Raw genomic sequence first — 20,447 nt, forward strand, 5'->3', positions numbered from 1 at the left:
AGTCAATTATGATAGAAATGAGGAATGGTTATTGGAAAAAAATAAGGCAGATTGCTTTTGCAATGCTGCTTTTGCCGTTTCTATTGTTCAGTAGTTTTCAATCTGACGTAGGATTAGAAATATTAGGGGCGTTGAAAGCGAATAACGCAAAGAATGTTGCTAACTTTTTTGGACAGAATGTTTCCTTATCCATCAAGAATGATTCGGGGTATTATTCCAAGTTCCAAGCTGAGGTAATCCTGAGTGATTTCTTTCGCTTGACCAAAACTTCCGAAGTGAAACAGGTTCAGCGGACTAACAGCAGTAACAACAGTTTTTATATAGTCTATCAAATCAAGACAAACCAAGGATCTTACCGTGTTTTTGTCAAGTTAGTTCAATCGGGGGGAGATGCCCAAATCAATGAACTTCGGATAGAATAATCTTCAGTTTTTCATATTTAAGTTTCCATATAAATATATTTTTATTCATCTTCGCTTAATTTTAAATTGTAAATGGAGAGAGAATTCAAAGATAAACTAGTACATTTTGTTCAAGAGGCCCTTGTGGAAGATGTAGGAGCAGGGGATTATACCTCATTATCTACGATAAAAGAAGAACAATTAGGAGAAGCCCAATTATTAGTCAAAGAGGAGGGTGTCCTTGCTGGGGTAGAAGTGGCTAAAGAAATATTTTCTCAAATTGACCCAACCATAGAATTTACGCAGCTTATCGCTGATGGCGACTCTGTAAAATACGGAGATATAGCCTTTAAAATTAAAGGTAAAATCCATACTATTCTTAAAGGAGAACGTTTGGTTCTCAATATCATGCAGCGAATGTCTGGTATTGCTACCCAAACTGCTCAATATGTGAAGGCCATTGCAGGAACTCATGCAAAGGTATTGGATACCCGTAAAACAACTCCCTTGTTGAGGTTTTTGGAGAAAAAAGCTGTTGAAATTGGGGGAGGTTCCAACCACCGTTTCGGTCTATATGATATGATCTTGATCAAGGATAATCATGTGGATTATGCAGGTGGTATCTCCGCTGCGGTGAATGCAGCTTTTGATTACAAAAAACAAAACCAATTAGATATTGCTATTGAAGTAGAAGTCCGAAATTTTGAGGAATTAAATGAAGTGCTAAACCTTCCGGCTGTTGATCGTGTTATGTTAGATAACTTCAGTCCAGCACAAGTGAAGGAAGCTGTTGATTTAGTTGATGATAGATTGGTTACAGAAGCTTCTGGCGGGATCACTTTAGAGACGATTCCTGAATATGCGAAAACCGGTGTAGATTTTATCTCTGTTGGAGCATTAACGCATTCGGTCAAAAGTCTGGATTTAAGCTTAAAAGCAAAACTTATTTAGTAAATTGCTGTAAATGATATCAATATACCTTGTTGGAATTGTCATATTAGCATATCTTTTCGGTTCGATCCCTACTGCGGTATGGTTTGGACAGGCATTTTATGGAGTAGATGTACGTGAATACGGAAGTGGAAATGCCGGTGCCACCAATACCTTTCGTGTATTAGGCAAAAAGGCGGGGTCCATTGTGATGTTTGTCGATATCTTAAAGGGCTGGACAGCCACTAATTTACCATATTTATTAGATGCCACGATTGTAGGAAACCATGATGCACCTCAATTTGTCAATGTACAGTTGGCCTTGGGGGTAATCGCTGTATTAGGGCATTTATTTCCGATTTTCGCAGGGTTTAGAGGAGGGAAAGGTGTTGCAACCTTATTTGGTATGGTCCTAGCGATCCATTGGCCTGCAGCGCTGGTATGTGTGTCAGTCTTCATCGTCGTACTCCTAGTTACCCATTATGTATCCTTGAGCTCCATTATGGCCGGCTTTGCCTTTCCATTTAGTGTAGCATTTATTTTTAAGACGACCGTTCCTTCCATTCTCCTATATGGAATCGCTATTTGTGCCCTCATTCTGGTCACTCACCAAAAAAACATTGAAAGACTTCTCAAAGGCAAAGAATCCAAAATATATTTATTCAAGAAAAAAACACAGGATTAAACTTTTGGGTACAAGTTTTGTTTAATACTTCAAGATAATTTAAATGTATTAGATAAACTAAATCAAGAACACTTATGAAACGAATAACAAAATACGCCTCCATGCTGCTTTTAGGAGCTACTTTGGTAGGTTGTGCCACTTCCGCTATTACCGGGCGAAAGTATCTTAAATTGGTAGACTCTCAGACTATCAATAATCAAGCTGCATTGGCATATAAAGATTTTTTAAGTAAAAATAGCTCTAAAGTTGAAACCGGTTCAGCTGCTGCTACTCAAGTAAAACGCGTGGGTAACAGAATTGCAGCTGCTACAAACGAATATTTGAGGCAGATTGGGGCTGCTGATAAATTCAATTTCAACTGGGAATTCAACCTGATTGAAAGTGATCAAGTGAATGCTTGGTGTATGCCAGGAGGTAAAGTTGCAGTTTATACAGGTATCTTACCAATCGCAAAGAACGATGCCGGATTAGCTACCGTAATGGGGCATGAAATTGCTCACGCAATTGAGGAGCACTCAGTGTCTCAAGTATCCAATGCAATGGCTGCTCAGTTTGGAGCACAATTATTAAATGCTGCCGGAACGATCAGTAACAGTAGATATACTGGTTTATTCAACCAGATTTATGGTATTGGTTATCAAGTAGGGTCATTGAAATTCTCAAGAAACGATGAATTAGCAGCTGATAAAGCTGGTCTTATCTTGATGGCAATGGCAGGTTACAACCCACAAGAAGCTGTAGCATTCTGGGAAAGAATGTCGCAAGGCAAAAAAGGTGGGAATCCAGAATGGTTGAGTACTCACCCTAGTGATGCTAGACGTATCAGCCAATTGCAGGCAATGGTTCCTGAAGCAATGAAGTATTATAAAAAATAGAAATTAAATAAAACTGAGAAAGCCGACAAGAAATTGTCGGCTTTCTCAGTTTTAGACTAAGAGACATCAGACATCAGACCTTTGCATCTCGGTACTAGGCATTATATTCTTACAGAACCATTGATTTTTGGTCCATTTCCTTAGGTCTTATGTCTAACTGTCTAACAGTCTCATGTCTTAAAAAAAGTAACGAAAAAAAATATTTTATTTTTTCTGTTACTTTTTTTAACAAATACGTACTAATTAATAGAAACATCAAACAATTATAAATGGAACTTAAGATTACGAATTTAACGAAGACATATAACAACGGTGTTAAAGCACTAGATAATGTTAATTTAGAGATTGGAGCCGGTATGTTTGGGCTATTAGGACCCAATGGAGCAGGTAAATCTTCGCTCATGCGTACCATCGCGACCCTTCAGAGCCCTGATAGCGGGAACATTCAATTCGGAGATATAGATGTACTAAAAGACAACAATGCCTTGAGGCGCATCCTTGGTTACCTTCCACAGGAGTTTGGAGTCTATCCCAACCTGTCAGCTGAAGATTTACTGAACTATTTCGCTGAATTGAAAGGTATCAGCAATAAACAGGACCGTAAGAAGATCGTGTCCAACGCCTTAGAAATCACAAATCTTTATGATTTCAGGACCAAAAGCGTAAGCGGTTATTCAGGAGGTATGAAGCAACGATTCGGAATTGCCCAAATGTTGCTCAACGACCCTAAATTAATCATTGTCGATGAACCTACAGCCGGATTGGACCCAGCAGAAAGACATCGCTTCCTGAATGTCCTGAGAGAGATAGGTGCCCAACATACGGTCATCTTTTCAACGCATATCGTCGATGATGTCCGTGAGCTTTGCCATGAACTTGCAATTATGAACGGAGGTAAGGTCCTATTTCGTGGCAGTACGCAAGCAGGAACCGATAGCTTAGTTGGAAAGATCTGGAAAAAGAAAATAGATCGCGCTGATTTTGAGAAAGAAAACTCCATCTACAATGTGATCTCTTCCAATTACAACCAAGATAACAGCTTAAATATCCGTGTACATGCTGAGCAGCTGCCACATGAATCTTTTAGCCCAGCGACGCCAATCCTTGAAGATGTATATTTCGTAACCCTAAAGAGTGACAAGGTAAATGTTTAAGACCATCTTTCTCTTCGAGATCAAGCGTTGGTTGAAGCAACCAGTGTTCTATGTTTATTGTTTTATCTATTTTGGTCTAGCTTTCTTTACCACGATTACCAGTTTAGGAGCATTTGACGCGGTGACGAGTACGACCTCTACCCCCTTATACATAAATTCTCCAATCAATATAGCAGGCTTTTTCAATAGTTTTTCCACCCTGATCTACTTCTTGTTGCCGACGATCATCGGTGCTTCCGTTTACCGGGATTATTTGTACAATGTACATACCTTATTGTTTTCCTATCCACTTGAAAAGCTGAATTACCTTTCGGCAAAATTCCTGAGTTCTTTACTGATCGTAACTATTATAGCCTTCATTTGTGGATTAGGCTATTATTCAGGTCAGTTTCTTCCGGGGATTAATACCGAGTTACTAGGTCCCAATGAACCGACTGCCTATATCTATGGGTTTTTGATTACGATTCTTCCCAATTTTATACTCTTTGGAAGCATTATTTTTGCCTTAGTTACCTTTAGCCGAAATATATATGTGGGTTTTGTCTTCGTCCTGATTTTGTTCCTGTTGCAAGCCCTATTTGATGCCGCAGTTAAAAATGTGGACAACCGGTATCTGGTAGCTTTGTTAGACCCATTCGGTTTTGAACCTATTCTATACTACAGCCGCTATTGGAGTGTAGATGAACAGAACCATAATCTATTACCGATTTCGGGCGTTTTGATCTATAACAGGTTGATCTGGATGGGTATTTCACTTTTGTTTTTTGGATTGGTGTACTTTAAGTTCAGCTTCTCTCAGCTCGGTATTTCCTTTAAGAAATCCAAAGATTCTGCAAGGATGACTAAAGATAACTTTGGAAGCATCTTAAAAATTGCACTACCAACAGTAAAAAAAGACTATAGCTTCTTTGCTAACCTCAAGTTGAGCTGGAACCTATCCAATGCCGATTTTAAATTCCTGATCAAGAACTGGACATTTATCATCCTACTCTGCATAGCCTTTTTGTTTGTTTTGATCGTGATTTCAGTTTCCGGCGAATTGTTTGGAACCCATACCTATCCGGTAACCTGGCAAGTCCTCGTCGCCATGGGGAGCATCTATACCTTCTTTTTGAATATCATGATCTTCCTATTTGCTGGTATGCTGATACAAAGGTCTAGACAGACCAATATGTTTCTTTTGATTGAAGCCACTGCAGTTCCTAACTGGGTGCTATTACTTTCAAAAGCATTGGCCATGTTAAAATTAGTGTACTTGGTCCTACTAGTTTGTTTGATCAATGGTGTTGTATATCAGGCCTATAAAGGTTTCTATAACTTCGAGCTAGGTCATTATGCCTATGAATTGTTCATTCTGTATCCTTTAAAGTTCCTTTTCCTGATCTTATTGTCCTTATTCATCCATAATTTCTTCAAGAATTATTTTATCGGATTTATTGTTTGCTTGATTTTGTTCTTTGCCATTCCGCTATTGACCAAGATTGGAATCGAACAAGCTATATTCAAACCAGGGGAGGGACCCTCGTTCCGATATTCGGACATGAATGGATATGCCGATATCCGCCATTTTATCTATTATCGAATTTATTGGATCCTTTTTGGACTGGGACTATTCGGCTTGACCTTGCTGTTCTGGAGACGTGGAATTGTTTCCAATCTTAAAGAGAAAATCAGTCTTTTCTTTAAGCGATCCAAACCCGCATTGATCATTCCTATGCTGCTCGCTTTTGCTGGCTTTATTGGCTTAGGCTATGCCATCTACGTAGAAAATAATATAAAACAGCCTCGTTACAGTGTTCTTGAAAGAGAGCTGCAGGTAGTCGATTATGAAAAGAAATACAAAAAGTATGAGGATAGGGCGATTCCTAGATTGACTGATGTATATGTTCTTTTAGATTTAGATCCTAAAAACAGAAGTTTTAAAGCAGAGGCCTCTTTCACCTATTTAAATAAAACTACGGAGCCTATAGATACCATCTTCATGAATAAAAGCGATGCTAACCACATCGAAATAATATTCGAACAGGATGCCAAGTTGTTCTTAAGAGACAGTGCTTTGGCAGTTGATATCTATACCTTAGCTAAACCCTTAAACCCAGGTGATACCTTGCGGATTGATTATAACGTTAAAAATAAGGAGAACGGTTTCTTGTTTGATCGTTCCCCTGTAATGAAAAATGGGACATTCCTGAACAATATGATGTTTCCAACCCTAAGTTATTCTAATGCTGCGGAGCTTTCCGATAATCGGGTCCGTAAGAAATATGGCCTTCCTGATAAAAACAGAATGGCAGACCCTAGAGATTCGAGCAAACTAGGAAACAACTATATTTCCAATGATGCAGATTGGATCAATTATGAATCCATTGTGAGCACCAACTTGGATCAGATTGCCATTGCTCCTGGTTATTTGCAAAAAGAATGGAAAAGCGGAGATAAACGGTATTTCCATTATAAAATGAATACGCCAATCTTGAATTTCTATTCTTTTATGTCAGCTCGCTATGAAACCAAAAAAGAAAAGCATAATGGAGTGGATTTAGAGATCTATTACCATAAGGGGCATGAGTATAACCTTGATAGGATGATGGCATCCATGAAGAAGTCTTTGGATTATTATGAATCCAATTATGAACCTTATCAATTCGATCAAATGCGTGTCATTGAGTTTCCAGTTGCAATGGGGACCTTTGCGCAGGCTTTTGCTAATACGGTACCATTTTCCGAAGGTATTGGCTTCATTGCCAAAGTGGATGAAGATGATCCAGATGCAGTAGATTATCCTTATTCGGTGATAGCCCATGAGTTTGCCCATCAATGGTGGGCCCATCAAGTGATCGGTGCCAATACCCAAGGGACAACCATGATGTCTGAGTCGTTAGCAGAATACAGCTCGCTGAAAGTCTTAGAACATACCTATGGGAAAGAACAGATGTTCAGGTTCCTGAAAGATGCATTAGACCAATACCTATTGGGCAGATCTCAAGAAATGATTCGGGAAAATCCGCTCATGTTCAATGAAAACCAAGGCTATATCCATTATAACAAAGGTTCTTTGGTGATGTATGCGATGAGCGATTATCTGGGGGAAAAGAAGTTCAACGAATTCCTTAAAAGCTATAACAATAAAGTGAAATTCCAGAACCCTCCATATACCACCTCTATTGAGTTTGTAAATATGCTTAGACCTGTGGTTCCCGATTCCTTGCAATATTTGATCAAAGATATGTTTGAAACCGTAACAATCTACGACAATGAGGTCAAGGACGCCAAGGTCAAAAAACTGGCAAACGGAAAATATGAAGTAGATATTAATTTTCAGGTTTCCAAATATAGAACTGATCCTTTAGGTAAAAAGAGCTATGAGGATACGAAAGGAACCGCATTAGCCCACAAGAATGGCAAGAAAACAATTCAATCCTTGCCTTTGAAAGATTATGTGGAAGTAGCTGTGTTAGGAGAACCTGTAGAAAAGAATGGGTATAAAGTAGATAATATACTATACCTGAAAAAAGTAAAGATCGATAAGATCAATAATAATATTAAGATTACTGTAGATAAAAAGCCTGTAGAGGTTGGAGTCGATCCGAATTACAAGTTATTGGATACCGATTCCGGGAATAACCGAAAAGAGGTTTAATGAATAAGCCGCTCAACTGAATTGAGCGGCTTTTTATTGCCGCAAATATCCATTTAAGCCTTATCTTTACCGTCTAAACAGTAGTAGGAAATTATGAATATTCAGGACCTTATTATTAAGGATAAAGACCTTGTATTACTTGATGATGTATTCTTGAGTGAAGAAAACCGTTCAAAGATCGATCAGCTTATTAAAGAGCATCGCTATTTTGAAGAGTTAAATGAGTACGGTCTACCAGTCAGTAATAAAGTCCTCTTGTTTGGTCATTCAGGTTGCGGTAAAACTACCACCGCCAAGGCCATAGCAAACAGCCTTGGAAAACCTCTGATTATCCTGAACCTGAGTAATGTGATCAACTCCAGGATAGGAGAAACCTCCCAAAATGTAAAGCAGGTATTTGATCGTGCAGCACGAGATAAAGCCGTATTGTTTTTGGATGAATTTGACCAATTGGGTAAGGCGAGGGGTGACGATGATAATGATGTTGGGGAAATGCGTCGCTTGGTCAATTCCATTATCCAGCAGATTGACTATTTACCAGCAGATGTATTGCTGATCTGTGCAACCAACCATGTAAACATTATCGATACGGCCTTGATCAGAAGGTTCCAGATCAGGATTCAATATGAAATGCCGGATCAAACAGCACTTGATGAATATTATGATGCCTTATTGGCGAGATTTCCTGATGAGCTACATCCTAAATCCAGGCGCTATGGAATATCTTTTGCCGAAGCAAAAGATAGCTTATATGCCATCGTAAAATCCAATCTGATCAAGAAATTGGACATGAAAGGCAGGATGTTGTAATAGGATGGTCTAAGGATTATGCCGTCTGAACCTGTGGTTTTTCCTTCCTGAAGATAATGAACATGAAAGCCACAATACCCATCAAGAATGGATAATACAAATATTGCATCACATCAATCGGGGAAAGTAATGCTCTTCCTTCTTCAGAAAGAACCACATTTGCCGCAGCCATTGCCGCAAGGATCTGCGCTCCATAAGGAACTAAACCTTGGATAAAACAGGAAATCGTATCCAATATACTGGCAACTCGACTTCCTTCCAGACCATTTTCATCTGAGATATCCTTTGCAATTGGTCCTACGATTACAATGGTGATCGTGTTATTAGCAATAGCTAGGTTGACCAAACTAACCAAAAAAGCGATGCTTAGCTCCGCCCTTTTCTTGGAATTAATGCGTTTGGTTACCGTATTCAATAAATAATCTATTCCTCCATTTAACCTGATGATACCAACTACACCACCGATGATCAAACAAAGGATACTTAATTCAAACATGCCCGCAAAACCATCATTAATGGATTTTAAAACCGTCAGGAAATCAATGGAACCAGTGCTCAAGCCAATGATTGCAGCACTTAAAATACCGATTCCTAAGGTCCATATCACGTTTAGCCCCGATAAAGCGAGGATAAAGACCAAGACATATGGAAGGATTTTGATCAGTTCAAAATCCCCTACATTCATATTTGAGCTATCATGTAGCATTTGGTTGCCTTGGAATGCATAGATGATCATTACGATAATAGCAACCGGCAGCACCATTTTATAATTCACTTTAAATTTTTCTTTCATCCCGACGCCCTGCGTTCTGGTGGCTGCAATGGTGGTATCGGAGATAAAGGAAAGGTTATCTCCAAACATGGAGCCTCCGATTACCGCTGCCAAGGCAATAGGCATGATCCCACTGATATTTTCATCCAAACCAACTGCAATAGGCGCAAGGGCTACAATAGTCCCAACAGATGTACCTAATGAGGTGGATATAAAACAGGAAACTAAAAAGAGACCTGATATGACATATTGTGCAGGGATATAGGTTAAGGCAAAGTTGATGGTGGAGGAGATGGCACCTATATTTTTGGATACTTCGCCGAATGCCCCAGCAAGTAGGAAAATCAAGATCATGATCAAGATGTTCTCATTTCCGGCTCCTTGCGCAAAATGTGCTAATTTTTCATTAAAAGCTCTTTTAGGAAATTGAAAAAAGGCGACGAAAAGACAAAGTACAAAGACTACTAAAACAGGTAAGGCATAGAAATCACCTAATATAAATGATCCTGCGAAGTAAATCACGACAAACAAGATGAGTGGTAACAAGGCCCAAATATTGCCTTTAGTCATAAACTTAGATTAAATGAAAAAAATTTCCCAAAATTAGCATATTATTCAGACAATCAAACCTTTCATGGATAGAGATTCCCTTATGAAGCTATATTTGGACATATTTTTAGCCATATAAACTGATTTTCAAAGCCTTGATGCTTTGCTAATAGGAAATAATGTGTAACTTTAGTTACAATCACCAGAATAAACATAAAACAATTGAAATGAAAAGAACCCCATTGACAACTTTAATTCTGTTGTTATTAGTGGCATTCGTTTTAGTGTTTGCTACTACCTGCTTCGGGATTCATTAACAAAAAAGCGAGATTTGATAACGCCATCAAATCTCGCTTTTTTGTTCATATCACTGGTATTTTAATCCTCTTTGTTTTCCCAGAAATCCGCATTTTTTATTCCGATAGCCTTAGGGTCAAAGGAAGGATCTTCAATTCCTTGTTTTCTTTTGCTTTTATAGTCTTTCCAAACCTTCATGGCGGGTTTGCTCAATAATAAGATGGCAATAATGTTGGTCCAGGCCATTAAACCTACGCCGATATCACCGATTGCCCATGCTGTATCAGCTGTTCTAACTGTTCCAAAATAAACGGTACTTAAAAAAACAATCTTAAATATCCAACCGAGGATTTTTCTTGTTTTCTCACTTTTTACGAGATAAGCTACGTTGGTATCTGCATAATAGAAATAGGCCATAATCGTTGTAAACGCAAAGAAGAAGAGCGCAATAGCGACGAATCCATTTCCAAATCCAGGGAAATGATGGGATACGGCGGCTTGGGTAAATCCATTATAATCTACATTGGGTAAGTTTTCCACGAGCAGTGTGGTCGGTTGCCCTGCAGCATCCACATTTGTTACATTGTACATTCCTGTAAATAAGATCATCAAAGCAGTTGCAGTACAGACAAATAAGGTGTCCACATATACAGAAAATGCCTGAACCAATCCTTGTTGAGCAGGATGGGATACATCGGCAGCTGCTGCTGCGTGAGGAGCAGTACCTTGTCCAGCTTCGTTGGAGTAGATTCCGCGCTTAACCCCCCAAGCGATAGCCATACCGATAATACCTCCAAAAGTCGCATCTAAACTAAAAGCACTTTTAAAGATAAGTCCAAATACTTCAGGTATTTGTTGGAAGTTAATTCCAATGATAATTAAGGTCATTAAGATATATCCACCTGCCATAAATGGAACAACAAACTCCGCTACAGAACCCAGACGTTTTACTCCTCCGAAAATAATGAGGACCAATAATCCTACAATAGCAATTCCTGTGTAGGCAGGAGGAATTTGATAAGCGTTGAAAGCTGAGGAAGCGATTGCATTACTTTGCACACCGGGAAGCAGTAAACCAGCACTTACAATGGTTAGAATAGCAAATATTGCTGCGTACCATTTAACCCCTAGTCCTTTTTCGATATAGAAAGCAGGACCGCCTCTAAATTCATTGCCTTCTTTCTGTTTGTACAATTGACCTAAAGTCGCTTCTACGAAAGCTGAGGCTGAACCTAAAAAGGCAATGACCCACATCCAGAATACTGCACCAGGGCCACCATAGAATATTGCAGTTGCTACGCCAATGATATTTCCAGTTCCGACACGACCAGAAATTGCCAAGGCAAAGGCCTGAAAGGATGAGATGCCTTCATCTGATTTCTTCTTGGCGAAGAGCAACCTTAGCATGTCTTTTAAATAAGTAACTTGAAGGAATCCTGTACGAATGGAGAAGTAAAGCCCTGTGCATAAGCACAAATAAATTAAAACTTCACTCCATACTAGATTGGAGATCGAGGAGATAATATTATCCATTAATTTGGTTTAAATAGTTATTAGCCATTAATTATTGTGTAAAGTAAAGGTTTTTTTAGAAAATCTCACAAATTAATTATTTGAAGATTTTCGGAAGAATTCTTCCGCAGTACCTGAGGTTAATAGCTTGTCATTTGACGAAAATTTTCAAATTCCCTTGGAATTATGGATTTCAAGCTAGAATATTGTCTAATTATTACACGACTATTATTTGCTCCAAAATATGATGTTAAGGTTAAATTCCATATTCATTCTGTTTTCCGGAATTATTTTCCTGAATTCCTGCGCTTCAGTCAAAAACATTGAAATTAGAGATCTACTGCACCATAGCAATTGCATTCAGCAAAATGTGTATGAATATGCGGTAGATAGCCTTCCTATTCCTCTCCATGAACAAAACGTCTCCCCATTGTTGGCGAATAAATTGACTTTCAGTAGCCTAAATATGGCTAATGCCATAGGTATTCTAAAGACCGTTTCTAAATATGCTGAGCTAAAACAAAATCCTAAACCTGAGGATCTCAGCTATAGACTGGAACTATTGGAACTGAAACAGGCTATCGATCAAAAGATCAACAGCTCTTCACTTGAAATTTCAGCCATTTCTTCTGAAATGGACTGTGAGGAGGAGCGGACCAGCCAAGTGGCCAATTACCTCGAAGGAAAGATCCAGGGAAAAGAGTCCAAACTGACTGTTGCCGCCATCGTAGTCGGTGCCTTGGGTGCGATCTTGACCGAAGGGGTGGTCAAGGATGAGGGGGCTAGCCATGTCGTTGGTATCTCAACGGGTGTTGCTGAGGCCACCTTTGGGGTGATGATGTTGTTGAATGATGAAAAGACAGATTTTTTCCATAAAAGAAATGCCTTGAGGGATGTCTGGTTTGGGGCAGCAACCTCGAAAAACTTTCCCGCTGCAGTTTGGTATTATTTAAATTACGCCAGTCCTAAAAATGGGATCAAGACTTCACTAAGAGAACAGATTGTTCAGAAATGGAGTAGTTTCGGGCAAATTACCAAATCATCTGAAAAAGAAATGTTGGAACTCTATTTTGGAGAAGGGGGAGAGTATACAAGCGAACAGTTGGAAAACAGGGCAGATATGTATGATCAGTTGGAGTCGAATATCAATTTGATGAAACAGGATTTAAAAGCCCTCTCTGCTGAATTGGAAAGACTATAAAAAAATGCCATGCTAAATAAAACATGGCATTTTTTCGATAAATCTAAAAATTATTGATTTGCTGGTTTCAATTCTAGTTCATAGAATTTAGGGTCATATTTCATCATTGCCCCAGTTGCAGCATCAATGGCCCAACCTACCATGCCCAGTAGGTTTAAAATGGAAACTGTATTAAAAGTAGTTTCAGGATTGAACTGGTAGTTCTCATAGCCGTCCTTGGTCAACGTAATGACTGGACCATTAAATCCTTTCTTCAAGGAAACAGTGGCAGGAGTGACACCTCGATCTACACCGTCCACTTGGATTTTAGCACCACTGGGATAAGATTTGATCAAGACATCTTGCTTGGTCCCCGTAAAAATAGTTCCGCATGAGCTTGTGAATAAAACAATAGATGCTAGGGCAATTAAAAATACTGCTTTCATGTTAAAATAATTAATAATTGTTAAAGTATATCGTATTGACTACATCTGGTTTGAAAGGTTTAAAGGGTGTTTATTAAATATTTTTAAGAAAATTAACCTACTGTTTTGTATTGTTCATGAAACAAAATGAAACTAAGATTATTGCTAGAAAATTGTGCAGAATCAAGGGATAAAAAGGACAGCTTACTACCTTCCCAAACTCAATAAATAACTGTATCTTTGCGACATGATTAACGTTTCGAATTTATCTCTTCGTTATGGCAAACGTGTCCTATTCGAAGATGTCAACTTAAAGTTCACTCCTGGAAACTGTTACGGTATTATTGGAGCGAATGGTGCCGGAAAATCGACTTTTTTAAAAATTATCTCTGGAGAAGTAGATCCTACTTCTGGATCAGTAGCCTTCACTCCGGGGGAGAGGATGTCTGTATTAAATCAGAACCACTATGCATTTGATGAGTTCTCTGTTATCGAAACGGTAATGATGGGTAACCAAGAGCTATATAAGGTGATGAAAGAAAAGGATGAAATCTACATGAAAGAAGATTTCTCCGATGCTGATGGTGAAAGAGCTGGTGAATTGGAAAGCCTTTTTGCTGAGATGGATGGTTGGAATGCTGAAAGTAATGCAGCGACCCTTCTGAGCAACCTTGGAATTAAAGAAGAACTTCACTATAAATTAGTTAAGGAGTTGGATGGTAATGAAAAAGTTCGTGTCCTTTTGGCACAGGCTTTATTTGGTAATCCAGATATCTTAATCCTGGATGAGCCTACCAACGACTTGGATATTAATACCATCGCTTGGTTAGAGGACTTCCTTGCTAGCTATGAAGCGATCGTATTGGTTGTTTCCCACGACCGTCACTTCTTAGATGCTGTCTGTACCCATATCGTCGATATCGACTTTGGTAAGATGACTATCTACTCCGGTAACTATACGTTCTGGTATGAGTCGTCGCAATTGGCATTGAAACAACGTGCTGACCAAAACAAGAAAATGGAAGATAAGGTGAAGGAATTACAGGAATTTATCCGTCGCTTCTCAGCCAATGCTTCTAAATCCAAACAGGCGACTTCCCGTAAGAAAGCTTTGGACAAGATCAATATTGAGGATATCAAACCATCAAACAGAAAGTATCCTGCGATTATGTTCAATATGATGGACAGAGATCCAGGGGATCAAATCCTGACGGTTGAAAATTTAGGCAAGACCGTAAATGGCGAAGTATATTTCAAGAATATCAGCTTTATGGTCAATAAAGGTGATAAGATCGCTGTATTAGCAGAGAATAACTTGATCACTTCTGCATTCTATGATGTTCTTTCTGGACGTGATAAGGATTATGTTGGTGAATTTAAATGGGGTGTAACCATTACTCCTGCAGATATGCCAATCGATAATGCTGAATTCTTCGAAGGGAAAACAGATAACTTGGTAGACTGGTTGAGAGATTATACCACTAAACCTGATGCAGATGAGCAGTTTATCCGTGGTTTCTTGGGTAAGATGCTTTTCTCAGGAGAAGAAGTACTTAAGAAGTGTTCTGTGCTTTCTGGAGGTGAAAAAATGCGCTGTATGTTCTCTAGAATGATGCTTCAAGGGGCAAACTTCTTGATTTTCGATGAACCAACCAACCACTTGGACCTGGAATCGATTACCGCATTGAACAACGGTATCAATGATTTCAAAGGATCGGTTCTGTTTACATCACGAGATCACGAGTTGACACAAACTGTTGCTAACCGTATCATTGAACTTACGCCAAATGGCATTATTGATAAGTTGATGACTTACGATGAATACATTAATTCTGAAGCTGTAAAAGCTCAAAGAGAAGAAATGTACCGATAAATATTTTTTTTATTTTTTTTTAGGGACTGAAGAAATTCAGTCCCTTTTTATTTGTTGAGCAGGCCTGTCTTAAAAACGATTACCTAAAACTTTGTATCTTGCTTCAATAAAGGGGAGCATTCATTAGCCTTGGTGAAAAATTCAATGTTTTCCTAGGCGTTTTTGTTCCCATTTCATCAACATCTTTTTTGTAGCCAAAATTCTTGCCCCCCATGTTATACTGAAGGTTTATTTAGACCTTATTCGAGACACATTCCGAAAATTCGCTAAATGTTTAAAGGGAATTTGCATTCATATCGGAAAAATATTTGAACGGTTCCCGAATATGTCTCGAATGAATCCTGAATAAGGTCGGGATAAATTGCCCTATAGAATTCTTGTATTTGTGACAGGAAAATAGCCAATCCCGCTTGGATTTTTATGGGTAAAAATATTCATCTAGGAAAAATAATTGATCAATACGTATCAAAAATTTTATCCATTGATACTTGGAATAGGCGATAGAATTGCTATATTTAGTGTTGCTAAATAGTATAAGCAAGAATATGCTATCATTTAAACCGAATTTAAATCAAGATCACAAAAGTTTATGAGTGTTTTTCAAATTAAAGAAAACCCTGAGGTTTTTGATGCCATTGTAGTGGGGTCAGGAGCTGGCGGCGGTATGGCTGGATATATTTTGGCAAATGCAGGGCTAAAAGTCCTGATGCTTGAAGCGGGGCCATTTTTTGATCCTGCAAAGGATGCATTGCAAATGCGCTGGCCATGGGAGTCTCCACGACGTGGGGCAGGTGTCACAAGGCCTTTTGGTGATTTTGATGCGGCTTATGGCGGTTGGCAATTAGAAGGAGAGCCTTATAGCAAAGTGGCAGGAACAGAATTTGAATGGTTCCGTGCAAGGATGTTAGGTGGAAGAACCAATCACTGGGGAAGGATTTCCTTACGTATGGGGCCGGATGACTTCCAACCTACAGATGGCCTTACCGATGCCTGGCCTATTACTTATGATGAGGTTAAACCTTATTACGACCGTGTAGACCGTATGATCGGTATTTATGGTACGGTAGAAGGTATACATAATGAACCGGATGGAATCTTTATGAAACCACCTAAGCCAAGATTGAATGAATTGTTCATTCATAAAGGTGCTAAAAAAGCCGGTGTTCCTGTTATTCCTGGTCGTGGTGCGGTTTTAACAGAGGCGTCACCAGAAATTAAGGGTAGGGGAACCTGTTTCTATTGTGGGCAATGTGGTCGATCATGTAAGGTATACGGGGATTTCTCCTCTTCTTCATGTTTGGTTATTCCCGCAATGAAGACCGGTAATTTGAAAGTGATTGACAATGCCATGGTTCGTGAGGTGTTGACCAATGACGAAGGATTGGCAATAGGAGTGTCATACGTGAACACTACAGACCTTCAGGAGTATTCCGTAAAAGGCAAGAAAGTGATCCTTGGTGCAAGTGCCTGTGAAAGTGCCAGACTCTTGTTGAATTCAAAATCTAAGGCGCATCCAGGTGGAATTGGAAACAGCAGTGGACTTGTTGGGAAATATTTACATGACTCTACAGGAGCAAGCTTAGGCGGATTTATCCCTGAACTTTTGGATAGAAAACGCTATAACGAAGATGGTACCGGAAGTGTGCATATCTATTCTCCTTGGTGGGAAGACAATAAGAAATTGAATTTCCCTAGAGGTTATCATATTGAGTATGGTGGCGGTTTACATATGCCATCCTACGGGTTTATGAACTGGGTACCTAATGTAAACGGAATGGTTCCAGGAGCAGATGGTGCTAAAAAAGATATGGGAGGTTATGGCGCAGGGCTGAAAAACGATTACCGTCGTTTCTACGGGGCAAACGTGGGAATGGCAGGTCGGGGTACAGCTTTGGCGAGGAAAGACAACTATTGTGAAATTGATCCAAGCAAGGTCGATAAGTTTGGTATTCCAGTTTTGCGGTTCCATTATAAATGGGCCAATGAGGAAATTGCACAGGCGAAGCATATGCAAGATACTTTCCAATCGATCATGCATGAGATGGGAGCAATCATTACCTCCAATATTCCAGGTGCTGATACCTTATATGGTCTAGAGGCTCCAGGAAAGATCATCCATGAAGGCGGAACAACCAGAATGGGGAATGACCCTAAGTCTTCAGTTTTGAATAAATGGGGGCAGGCGCATGACTGTAAGAATGTATATGTGGTGGATGCTGGACCATTTGTTCAACAGGGCGATAAAAACTTGACTTGGACCATCTTGGCCTTGTCGATGCGCACAGCAGAATATATTTTAGAAGAAAACAAAAAATTAGCATAACCCAAAAGCGATGAATAGAAGAGATTCACTTAAAGCCTTAGGGCTACTTGCAGCAGGATCTGGTGTATTGGCCGCATCCTGTAAAGATGACAAAAGCTCGGGGCAAGCAGGAAAAGCTGCCACTGGCAGTTCGGAAAAATTACCGGGGGTTCAGGAATTTGAATATAAACGTACAGAAGCCTTAATGGCTGAGAAGTTCTTTACGGATCATGAAATGGCGACCATCACGGTATTGGCGGATATCATTATTCCAAAAGATGATGTTTCAGGTAGTGCCTCAGAGGCTGGTGTACCGGCCTTTATCGAGTTTATGTCCAAGGATATCCCGAGCTATCAAACTCCTTTACGTGGAGGCTTGAAATGGCTTGATGTACAATGTCAAAAAACGTATGGAAATGCATTTGTAAAATGTAAGAAGGAACAGCAGATTGCGATGGTTGATGAAATTGCCTACCCGCAAAAAGCTAAACCAGAAATGGCCCAAGGAGTAGCCTTCTTTTCTTTGATGCGTGACCTGACTTCAACGGGATTCTTTACCAGTGAAATGGGCGTGAAGGACATAGGATACGTAGGTAACAAACCAGGAGTTTGGAATGGCGTACCTGCAGATGTCTTGAAACAATACGGTTTCGATCCAGAAAAGTTTTTTGGATAGGAATATCAAAAAAATTGGAAAGGGAGCTGAATTTCAGCTCCCTTTCTGTTTATTTTTTGATTGTTTCCACGATTTCCAAGATCAGAGGGTAGGTGTTTTCCTTAACCTTTTTCAGTTCGGAGGATTTTAACCATTCCGCCTGATCGATATCTTCTTCGAGTTGAGGTGTCAGTTTAGGGATTTTGTTAACACCCATTTGGTACCATTTAGTCTGTTTCAGTACGAATTTATTGCGCATATAATAGGTATGGTAAGTTGTTGCCACCTTTTTACCTAGGTAATCGACTTCAATTCCGCACTCTTCTTCGACTTCCCTGAGGGCGGCATCTTTCATTTTTTCACCTTCTTCGACCTTACCTTTAGGCAAGTCCCACTTTCCAAGGCGATGTATGAATAGGTATTCACCATTACCATTTGTCACTAATCCACCGGCAGCTTTAACGATACGGGTTGTAGATAATATCTTTTTAAAAACTTTTCTGATATTAGGGTGTATGTATAGGTACACAGATTTATCTGTGCTGTGAGCGGAGTCGTTGAAAAGTTTTTCCAGATCAATGTCTTGTAAACCAATTGTTTGAACGTTTTCTTTAATATGAGGGGTAAAATCTGCCAAAATTAACAGAGATTGGTTCATATAAATTTTATAAATTTGTGCCATGAATTATTTAAATGAGGTTGAACAAAAAGTTGCTGAATCCTTATTGCAAATTAAAGCAATAAAATTACAACCTAAAAACCCTTTTACTTGGGCGTCTGGATGGAAGTCACCAATTTATTGTGATAATCGCGTTGCGTTATCGCATCCAGCTATCCGAACATACATCCGTCAAAAGTTGTCACAATTGATTCAAGAGGAGTTTGGTTCAGTTGATATGATATCGGGAGTAGCGACTGCAGGGATCCCTCAAGGAGTATTAGTTGCGCAAGATTTAGGCTTACCTTTTTCATATGTACGCAGCAGTGCAAAGGATCATGGTCGTCAGAACCTGATTGAGGGTGAAGTTATCAGTGGTCAGCGTGTTGTTGTCATTGAGGATTTGGTATCTACCGGAAAAAGCAGTTTGCAAGCCGTAAAAGCATTGCGTGATGCAGGTTGTAACGTTGTGGGATTGGTTTCAATCTTTACTTACGGACTAGAAGTTGCACGCAAAAACTTTGAAGAAGCAAAATGCACTTTCCACAGTTTGTGTAACTACGATGCCCTAATTCATGTTGCCGCTTCTAACAGCTATATCTTGGAATCGGATATTGAACTTTTGGAGAAATGGAAAATTGATCCAGCAAACTGGAACCCAGAATTATAAACTATGACTATTATTCAAAACACTGTAGAAATCAATAAACCCGTTTCAGAGGTTTATAATTTTCTTTCGGATATGAACAATCACGAGCAGTTAATGCCAGAAAACATCGTTAACTGGAGCTCAACAGCCGATGAGGCAAGATTTACCATCAAGAATATGGCTAAATTGTCCCTACGTATCAGTGAAAGATTAGAGAACAAAGAATTGGTAAGTGTGCCGATTGAAGAAGCACCATTTCCTTTGACATTACGTTGGAAATTGGAGCCTTCTTCCGATAACAGTACCAGTGCCACATTCGTGATCGAAGCAGGTTTGAATATGATGATGAAAATGATGGCTTCTGGTCCATTACAGAAGTTAGTTGATTTTCAGGTTGATAAATTGAAATCAGTATTGGGATAGTTATATCCTGAAGATATGAAATAGGGAAGAGCAATGAGAATTGCTCTTTTTTTTGGTAGGGATGGTTTTGAACCAGGATGAATGGGATGAGAGGATGGGCCAAGATTAGGTTCAAATACTATAAAATAATACCTCAATTTTATTATTATGATAGAATCTTTCCTTATATTTGGGACATATTTGCTAAAGACAATAGTCCAGATTTGAAACTCTTCTTTACATATATCCTATTAGTGAGTTTGACACTGCAATCTTTTTATCGCAGTATCATGACTATGGAGTATGAGATTCATCTTCCGGACTACATTGCCAACTGTATCAACAAGAGTCGCCCAGATTTACATTGTAATGGTCAGTGTGTGTTGATGCAAAAGATCAGAGACAAAGAGAAAAAAGAATCCAAAAAGAATTTCGTGGTCTATGAATATAGTTCGCATTATGTTCATAAAGAATTCAGTACGTTGATCAAACCTATTACGGTTGAAGAGCCTGTTGAAAAGCCTCTTCCAATTTACATCTCTGAGTATAGATTTGAATTCAGCAATCCGCTTTTCCGTCCCCCAATTGCTTAATCCTTAGCAGTAGGACAGCCCTTTATGGAATTTTATTAAAATGGATGCTCATGCGCATGATGCATTTGTTGGTCTTTGTGCAATT

General features: G+C 39.2%; 18 protein-coding genes. 14 read left to right on the forward strand and 4 right to left on the reverse strand.

The window, feature by feature from the left end; genetic code table 11:
- The first annotated feature begins 8 nt into the window (after nucleotides 1-8).
- The 7 genes from NLF99_RS18095 (at nucleotide 9) to NLF99_RS18125 (ending at nucleotide 8,495) form a co-directional block, all read left to right on the forward strand.
- Nucleotides 9-422 (forward strand): DUF4783 domain-containing protein, encoded by a 414-nt coding sequence (locus NLF99_RS18095; protein ID WP_185211858.1) that lies wholly within the window; start codon nucleotides 9-11, stop codon nucleotides 420-422.
- A 72-nt stretch (nucleotides 423-494) separates the two neighbouring features.
- Nucleotides 495-1,352: a carboxylating nicotinate-nucleotide diphosphorylase gene (gene nadC, locus NLF99_RS18100; RefSeq protein ID WP_254529939.1), complete on the forward strand. Its 858-nt coding sequence runs from the start codon at nucleotides 495-497 to the stop codon at nucleotides 1,350-1,352.
- A gap of 13 nt (nucleotides 1,353-1,365) precedes the next feature.
- Complete coding sequence (gene plsY / locus NLF99_RS18105; protein WP_185211860.1) at nucleotides 1,366-2,016, forward strand: glycerol-3-phosphate 1-O-acyltransferase PlsY; 651 nt, start codon at nucleotides 1,366-1,368, stop codon at nucleotides 2,014-2,016.
- A gap of 74 nt (nucleotides 2,017-2,090) precedes the next feature.
- Nucleotides 2,091-2,891: a M48 family metallopeptidase gene (locus NLF99_RS18110; RefSeq protein WP_185211861.1), complete on the forward strand. Its 801-nt coding sequence runs from the start codon at nucleotides 2,091-2,093 to the stop codon at nucleotides 2,889-2,891.
- Between the two features lie 269 nt (nucleotides 2,892-3,160).
- On the forward strand, nucleotides 3,161-4,045 hold the full coding sequence (locus NLF99_RS18115; RefSeq protein WP_254529941.1) for an ABC transporter ATP-binding protein: 885 nt from the start codon (nucleotides 3,161-3,163) through the stop codon (nucleotides 4,043-4,045).
- Nucleotides 4,038-7,685 (forward strand): M1 family aminopeptidase, encoded by a 3,648-nt coding sequence (locus NLF99_RS18120; RefSeq protein WP_254529943.1) that lies wholly within the window; start codon nucleotides 4,038-4,040, stop codon nucleotides 7,683-7,685. Before NLF99_RS18115 ends, NLF99_RS18120 begins: the two co-directional genes overlap by 8 nt.
- A gap of 93 nt (nucleotides 7,686-7,778) precedes the next feature.
- Nucleotides 7,779-8,495: an AAA family ATPase gene (locus tag NLF99_RS18125; protein WP_254529945.1), complete on the forward strand. Its 717-nt coding sequence runs from the start codon at nucleotides 7,779-7,781 to the stop codon at nucleotides 8,493-8,495.
- Nucleotides 8,496-8,511: 16 nt separating this feature from the next.
- On the opposite strand, the gene NLF99_RS18130 is transcribed toward NLF99_RS18125, so the two are convergent.
- Both NLF99_RS18130 and NLF99_RS18135 read right to left on the reverse strand, forming a co-directional pair.
- Nucleotides 8,512-9,837, reverse strand: coding sequence for a Na+/H+ antiporter NhaC family protein (locus NLF99_RS18130; protein ID WP_254529948.1), 1,326 nt, complete (start codon nucleotides 9,835-9,837; stop codon nucleotides 8,512-8,514).
- 357 nt (nucleotides 9,838-10,194) lie between these two features.
- On the reverse strand, nucleotides 10,195-11,646 hold the full coding sequence (locus NLF99_RS18135) for a sodium:alanine symporter family protein (protein ID WP_254529949.1): 1,452 nt from the start codon (nucleotides 11,644-11,646) through the stop codon (nucleotides 10,195-10,197).
- 223 nt (nucleotides 11,647-11,869) lie between these two features.
- On the opposite strand from NLF99_RS18135, the gene NLF99_RS18140 reads away from it, so the two are divergent.
- Complete coding sequence (locus NLF99_RS18140; RefSeq protein WP_254529951.1) at nucleotides 11,870-12,826, forward strand: hypothetical protein; 957 nt, start codon at nucleotides 11,870-11,872, stop codon at nucleotides 12,824-12,826.
- A 50-nt stretch (nucleotides 12,827-12,876) separates the two neighbouring features.
- On the opposite strand, the gene NLF99_RS18145 is transcribed toward NLF99_RS18140, so the two are convergent.
- On the reverse strand, nucleotides 12,877-13,251 hold the full coding sequence (locus NLF99_RS18145) for a PEGA domain-containing protein (protein ID WP_254529953.1): 375 nt from the start codon (nucleotides 13,249-13,251) through the stop codon (nucleotides 12,877-12,879).
- 226 nt (nucleotides 13,252-13,477) lie between these two features.
- Here NLF99_RS18145 and NLF99_RS18150 point away from each other — a divergent pair, with 226 nt between their 5' ends.
- The 3 genes from NLF99_RS18150 (at nucleotide 13,478) to NLF99_RS18160 (ending at nucleotide 18,081) form a co-directional block, all read left to right on the forward strand.
- Nucleotides 13,478-15,103: an ABC-F family ATP-binding cassette domain-containing protein gene (locus tag NLF99_RS18150; RefSeq protein WP_185211869.1), complete on the forward strand. Its 1,626-nt coding sequence runs from the start codon at nucleotides 13,478-13,480 to the stop codon at nucleotides 15,101-15,103.
- A gap of 589 nt (nucleotides 15,104-15,692) precedes the next feature.
- Nucleotides 15,693-17,426, forward strand: coding sequence for a GMC family oxidoreductase (locus tag NLF99_RS18155; protein ID WP_185211870.1), 1,734 nt, complete (start codon nucleotides 15,693-15,695; stop codon nucleotides 17,424-17,426).
- A 10-nt stretch (nucleotides 17,427-17,436) separates the two neighbouring features.
- Nucleotides 17,437-18,081 (forward strand): gluconate 2-dehydrogenase subunit 3 family protein, encoded by a 645-nt coding sequence (locus NLF99_RS18160; RefSeq protein ID WP_185211871.1) that lies wholly within the window; start codon nucleotides 17,437-17,439, stop codon nucleotides 18,079-18,081.
- A 49-nt stretch (nucleotides 18,082-18,130) separates the two neighbouring features.
- On the opposite strand, the gene NLF99_RS18165 is transcribed toward NLF99_RS18160, so the two are convergent.
- A complete protein-coding gene (locus NLF99_RS18165; protein WP_237235561.1) occupies nucleotides 18,131-18,718 on the reverse strand; it encodes an NUDIX hydrolase in 588 nt (195 codons plus the stop codon).
- A gap of 22 nt (nucleotides 18,719-18,740) precedes the next feature.
- On the opposite strand from NLF99_RS18165, the gene pyrE reads away from it, so the two are divergent.
- The 3 genes from pyrE (at nucleotide 18,741) to NLF99_RS18180 (ending at nucleotide 20,362) form a co-directional block, all read left to right on the forward strand.
- Complete coding sequence (gene pyrE, locus NLF99_RS18170) at nucleotides 18,741-19,388, forward strand: orotate phosphoribosyltransferase (RefSeq protein WP_185211873.1); 648 nt, start codon at nucleotides 18,741-18,743, stop codon at nucleotides 19,386-19,388.
- A gap of 3 nt (nucleotides 19,389-19,391) precedes the next feature.
- Complete coding sequence (locus NLF99_RS18175) at nucleotides 19,392-19,790, forward strand: SRPBCC family protein (RefSeq protein WP_185217849.1); 399 nt, start codon at nucleotides 19,392-19,394, stop codon at nucleotides 19,788-19,790.
- Nucleotides 19,791-20,059: 269 nt separating this feature from the next.
- Nucleotides 20,060-20,362: a hypothetical protein gene (locus NLF99_RS18180; RefSeq protein ID WP_185217850.1), complete on the forward strand. Its 303-nt coding sequence runs from the start codon at nucleotides 20,060-20,062 to the stop codon at nucleotides 20,360-20,362.
- The last annotated feature ends 85 nt before the right edge of the window (nucleotides 20,363-20,447 follow it).

This window comes from Sphingobacterium sp. LZ11T8, assembly GCF_024261425.1.
Classification (GTDB): Bacteria; Bacteroidota; Bacteroidia; order Sphingobacteriales; family Sphingobacteriaceae; genus Sphingobacterium.

Coding starts and splice junctions, on each gene's coding strand:
- NLF99_RS18095 (WP_185211858.1), top strand. CDS start 9: ATGATAGAAATGAGGAATGGTTATTGGAAAAAAATAAGGCAGATTGCT.
- nadC (WP_254529939.1), top strand. CDS start 495: ATGGAGAGAGAATTCAAAGATAAACTAGTACATTTTGTTCAAGAGGCC.
- plsY (WP_185211860.1), top strand. CDS start 1,366: ATGATATCAATATACCTTGTTGGAATTGTCATATTAGCATATCTTTTC.
- NLF99_RS18110 (WP_185211861.1), top strand. CDS start 2,091: ATGAAACGAATAACAAAATACGCCTCCATGCTGCTTTTAGGAGCTACT.
- NLF99_RS18115 (WP_254529941.1), top strand. CDS start 3,161: ATGGAACTTAAGATTACGAATTTAACGAAGACATATAACAACGGTGTT.
- NLF99_RS18120 (WP_254529943.1), top strand. CDS start 4,038: ATGTTTAAGACCATCTTTCTCTTCGAGATCAAGCGTTGGTTGAAGCAA.
- NLF99_RS18125 (WP_254529945.1), top strand. CDS start 7,779: ATGAATATTCAGGACCTTATTATTAAGGATAAAGACCTTGTATTACTT.
- NLF99_RS18130 (WP_254529948.1), bottom strand. CDS start 9,837: ATGACTAAAGGCAATATTTGGGCCTTGTTACCACTCATCTTGTTTGTC.
- NLF99_RS18135 (WP_254529949.1), bottom strand. CDS start 11,646: ATGGATAATATTATCTCCTCGATCTCCAATCTAGTATGGAGTGAAGTT.
- NLF99_RS18140 (WP_254529951.1), top strand. CDS start 11,870: ATGATGTTAAGGTTAAATTCCATATTCATTCTGTTTTCCGGAATTATT.
- NLF99_RS18145 (WP_254529953.1), bottom strand. CDS start 13,251: ATGAAAGCAGTATTTTTAATTGCCCTAGCATCTATTGTTTTATTCACA.
- NLF99_RS18150 (WP_185211869.1), top strand. CDS start 13,478: ATGATTAACGTTTCGAATTTATCTCTTCGTTATGGCAAACGTGTCCTA.
- NLF99_RS18155 (WP_185211870.1), top strand. CDS start 15,693: ATGAGTGTTTTTCAAATTAAAGAAAACCCTGAGGTTTTTGATGCCATT.
- NLF99_RS18160 (WP_185211871.1), top strand. CDS start 17,437: ATGAATAGAAGAGATTCACTTAAAGCCTTAGGGCTACTTGCAGCAGGA.
- NLF99_RS18165 (WP_237235561.1), bottom strand. CDS start 18,718: ATGAACCAATCTCTGTTAATTTTGGCAGATTTTACCCCTCATATTAAA.
- pyrE (WP_185211873.1), top strand. CDS start 18,741: ATGAATTATTTAAATGAGGTTGAACAAAAAGTTGCTGAATCCTTATTG.
- NLF99_RS18175 (WP_185217849.1), top strand. CDS start 19,392: ATGACTATTATTCAAAACACTGTAGAAATCAATAAACCCGTTTCAGAG.
- NLF99_RS18180 (WP_185217850.1), top strand. CDS start 20,060: ATGACTATGGAGTATGAGATTCATCTTCCGGACTACATTGCCAACTGT.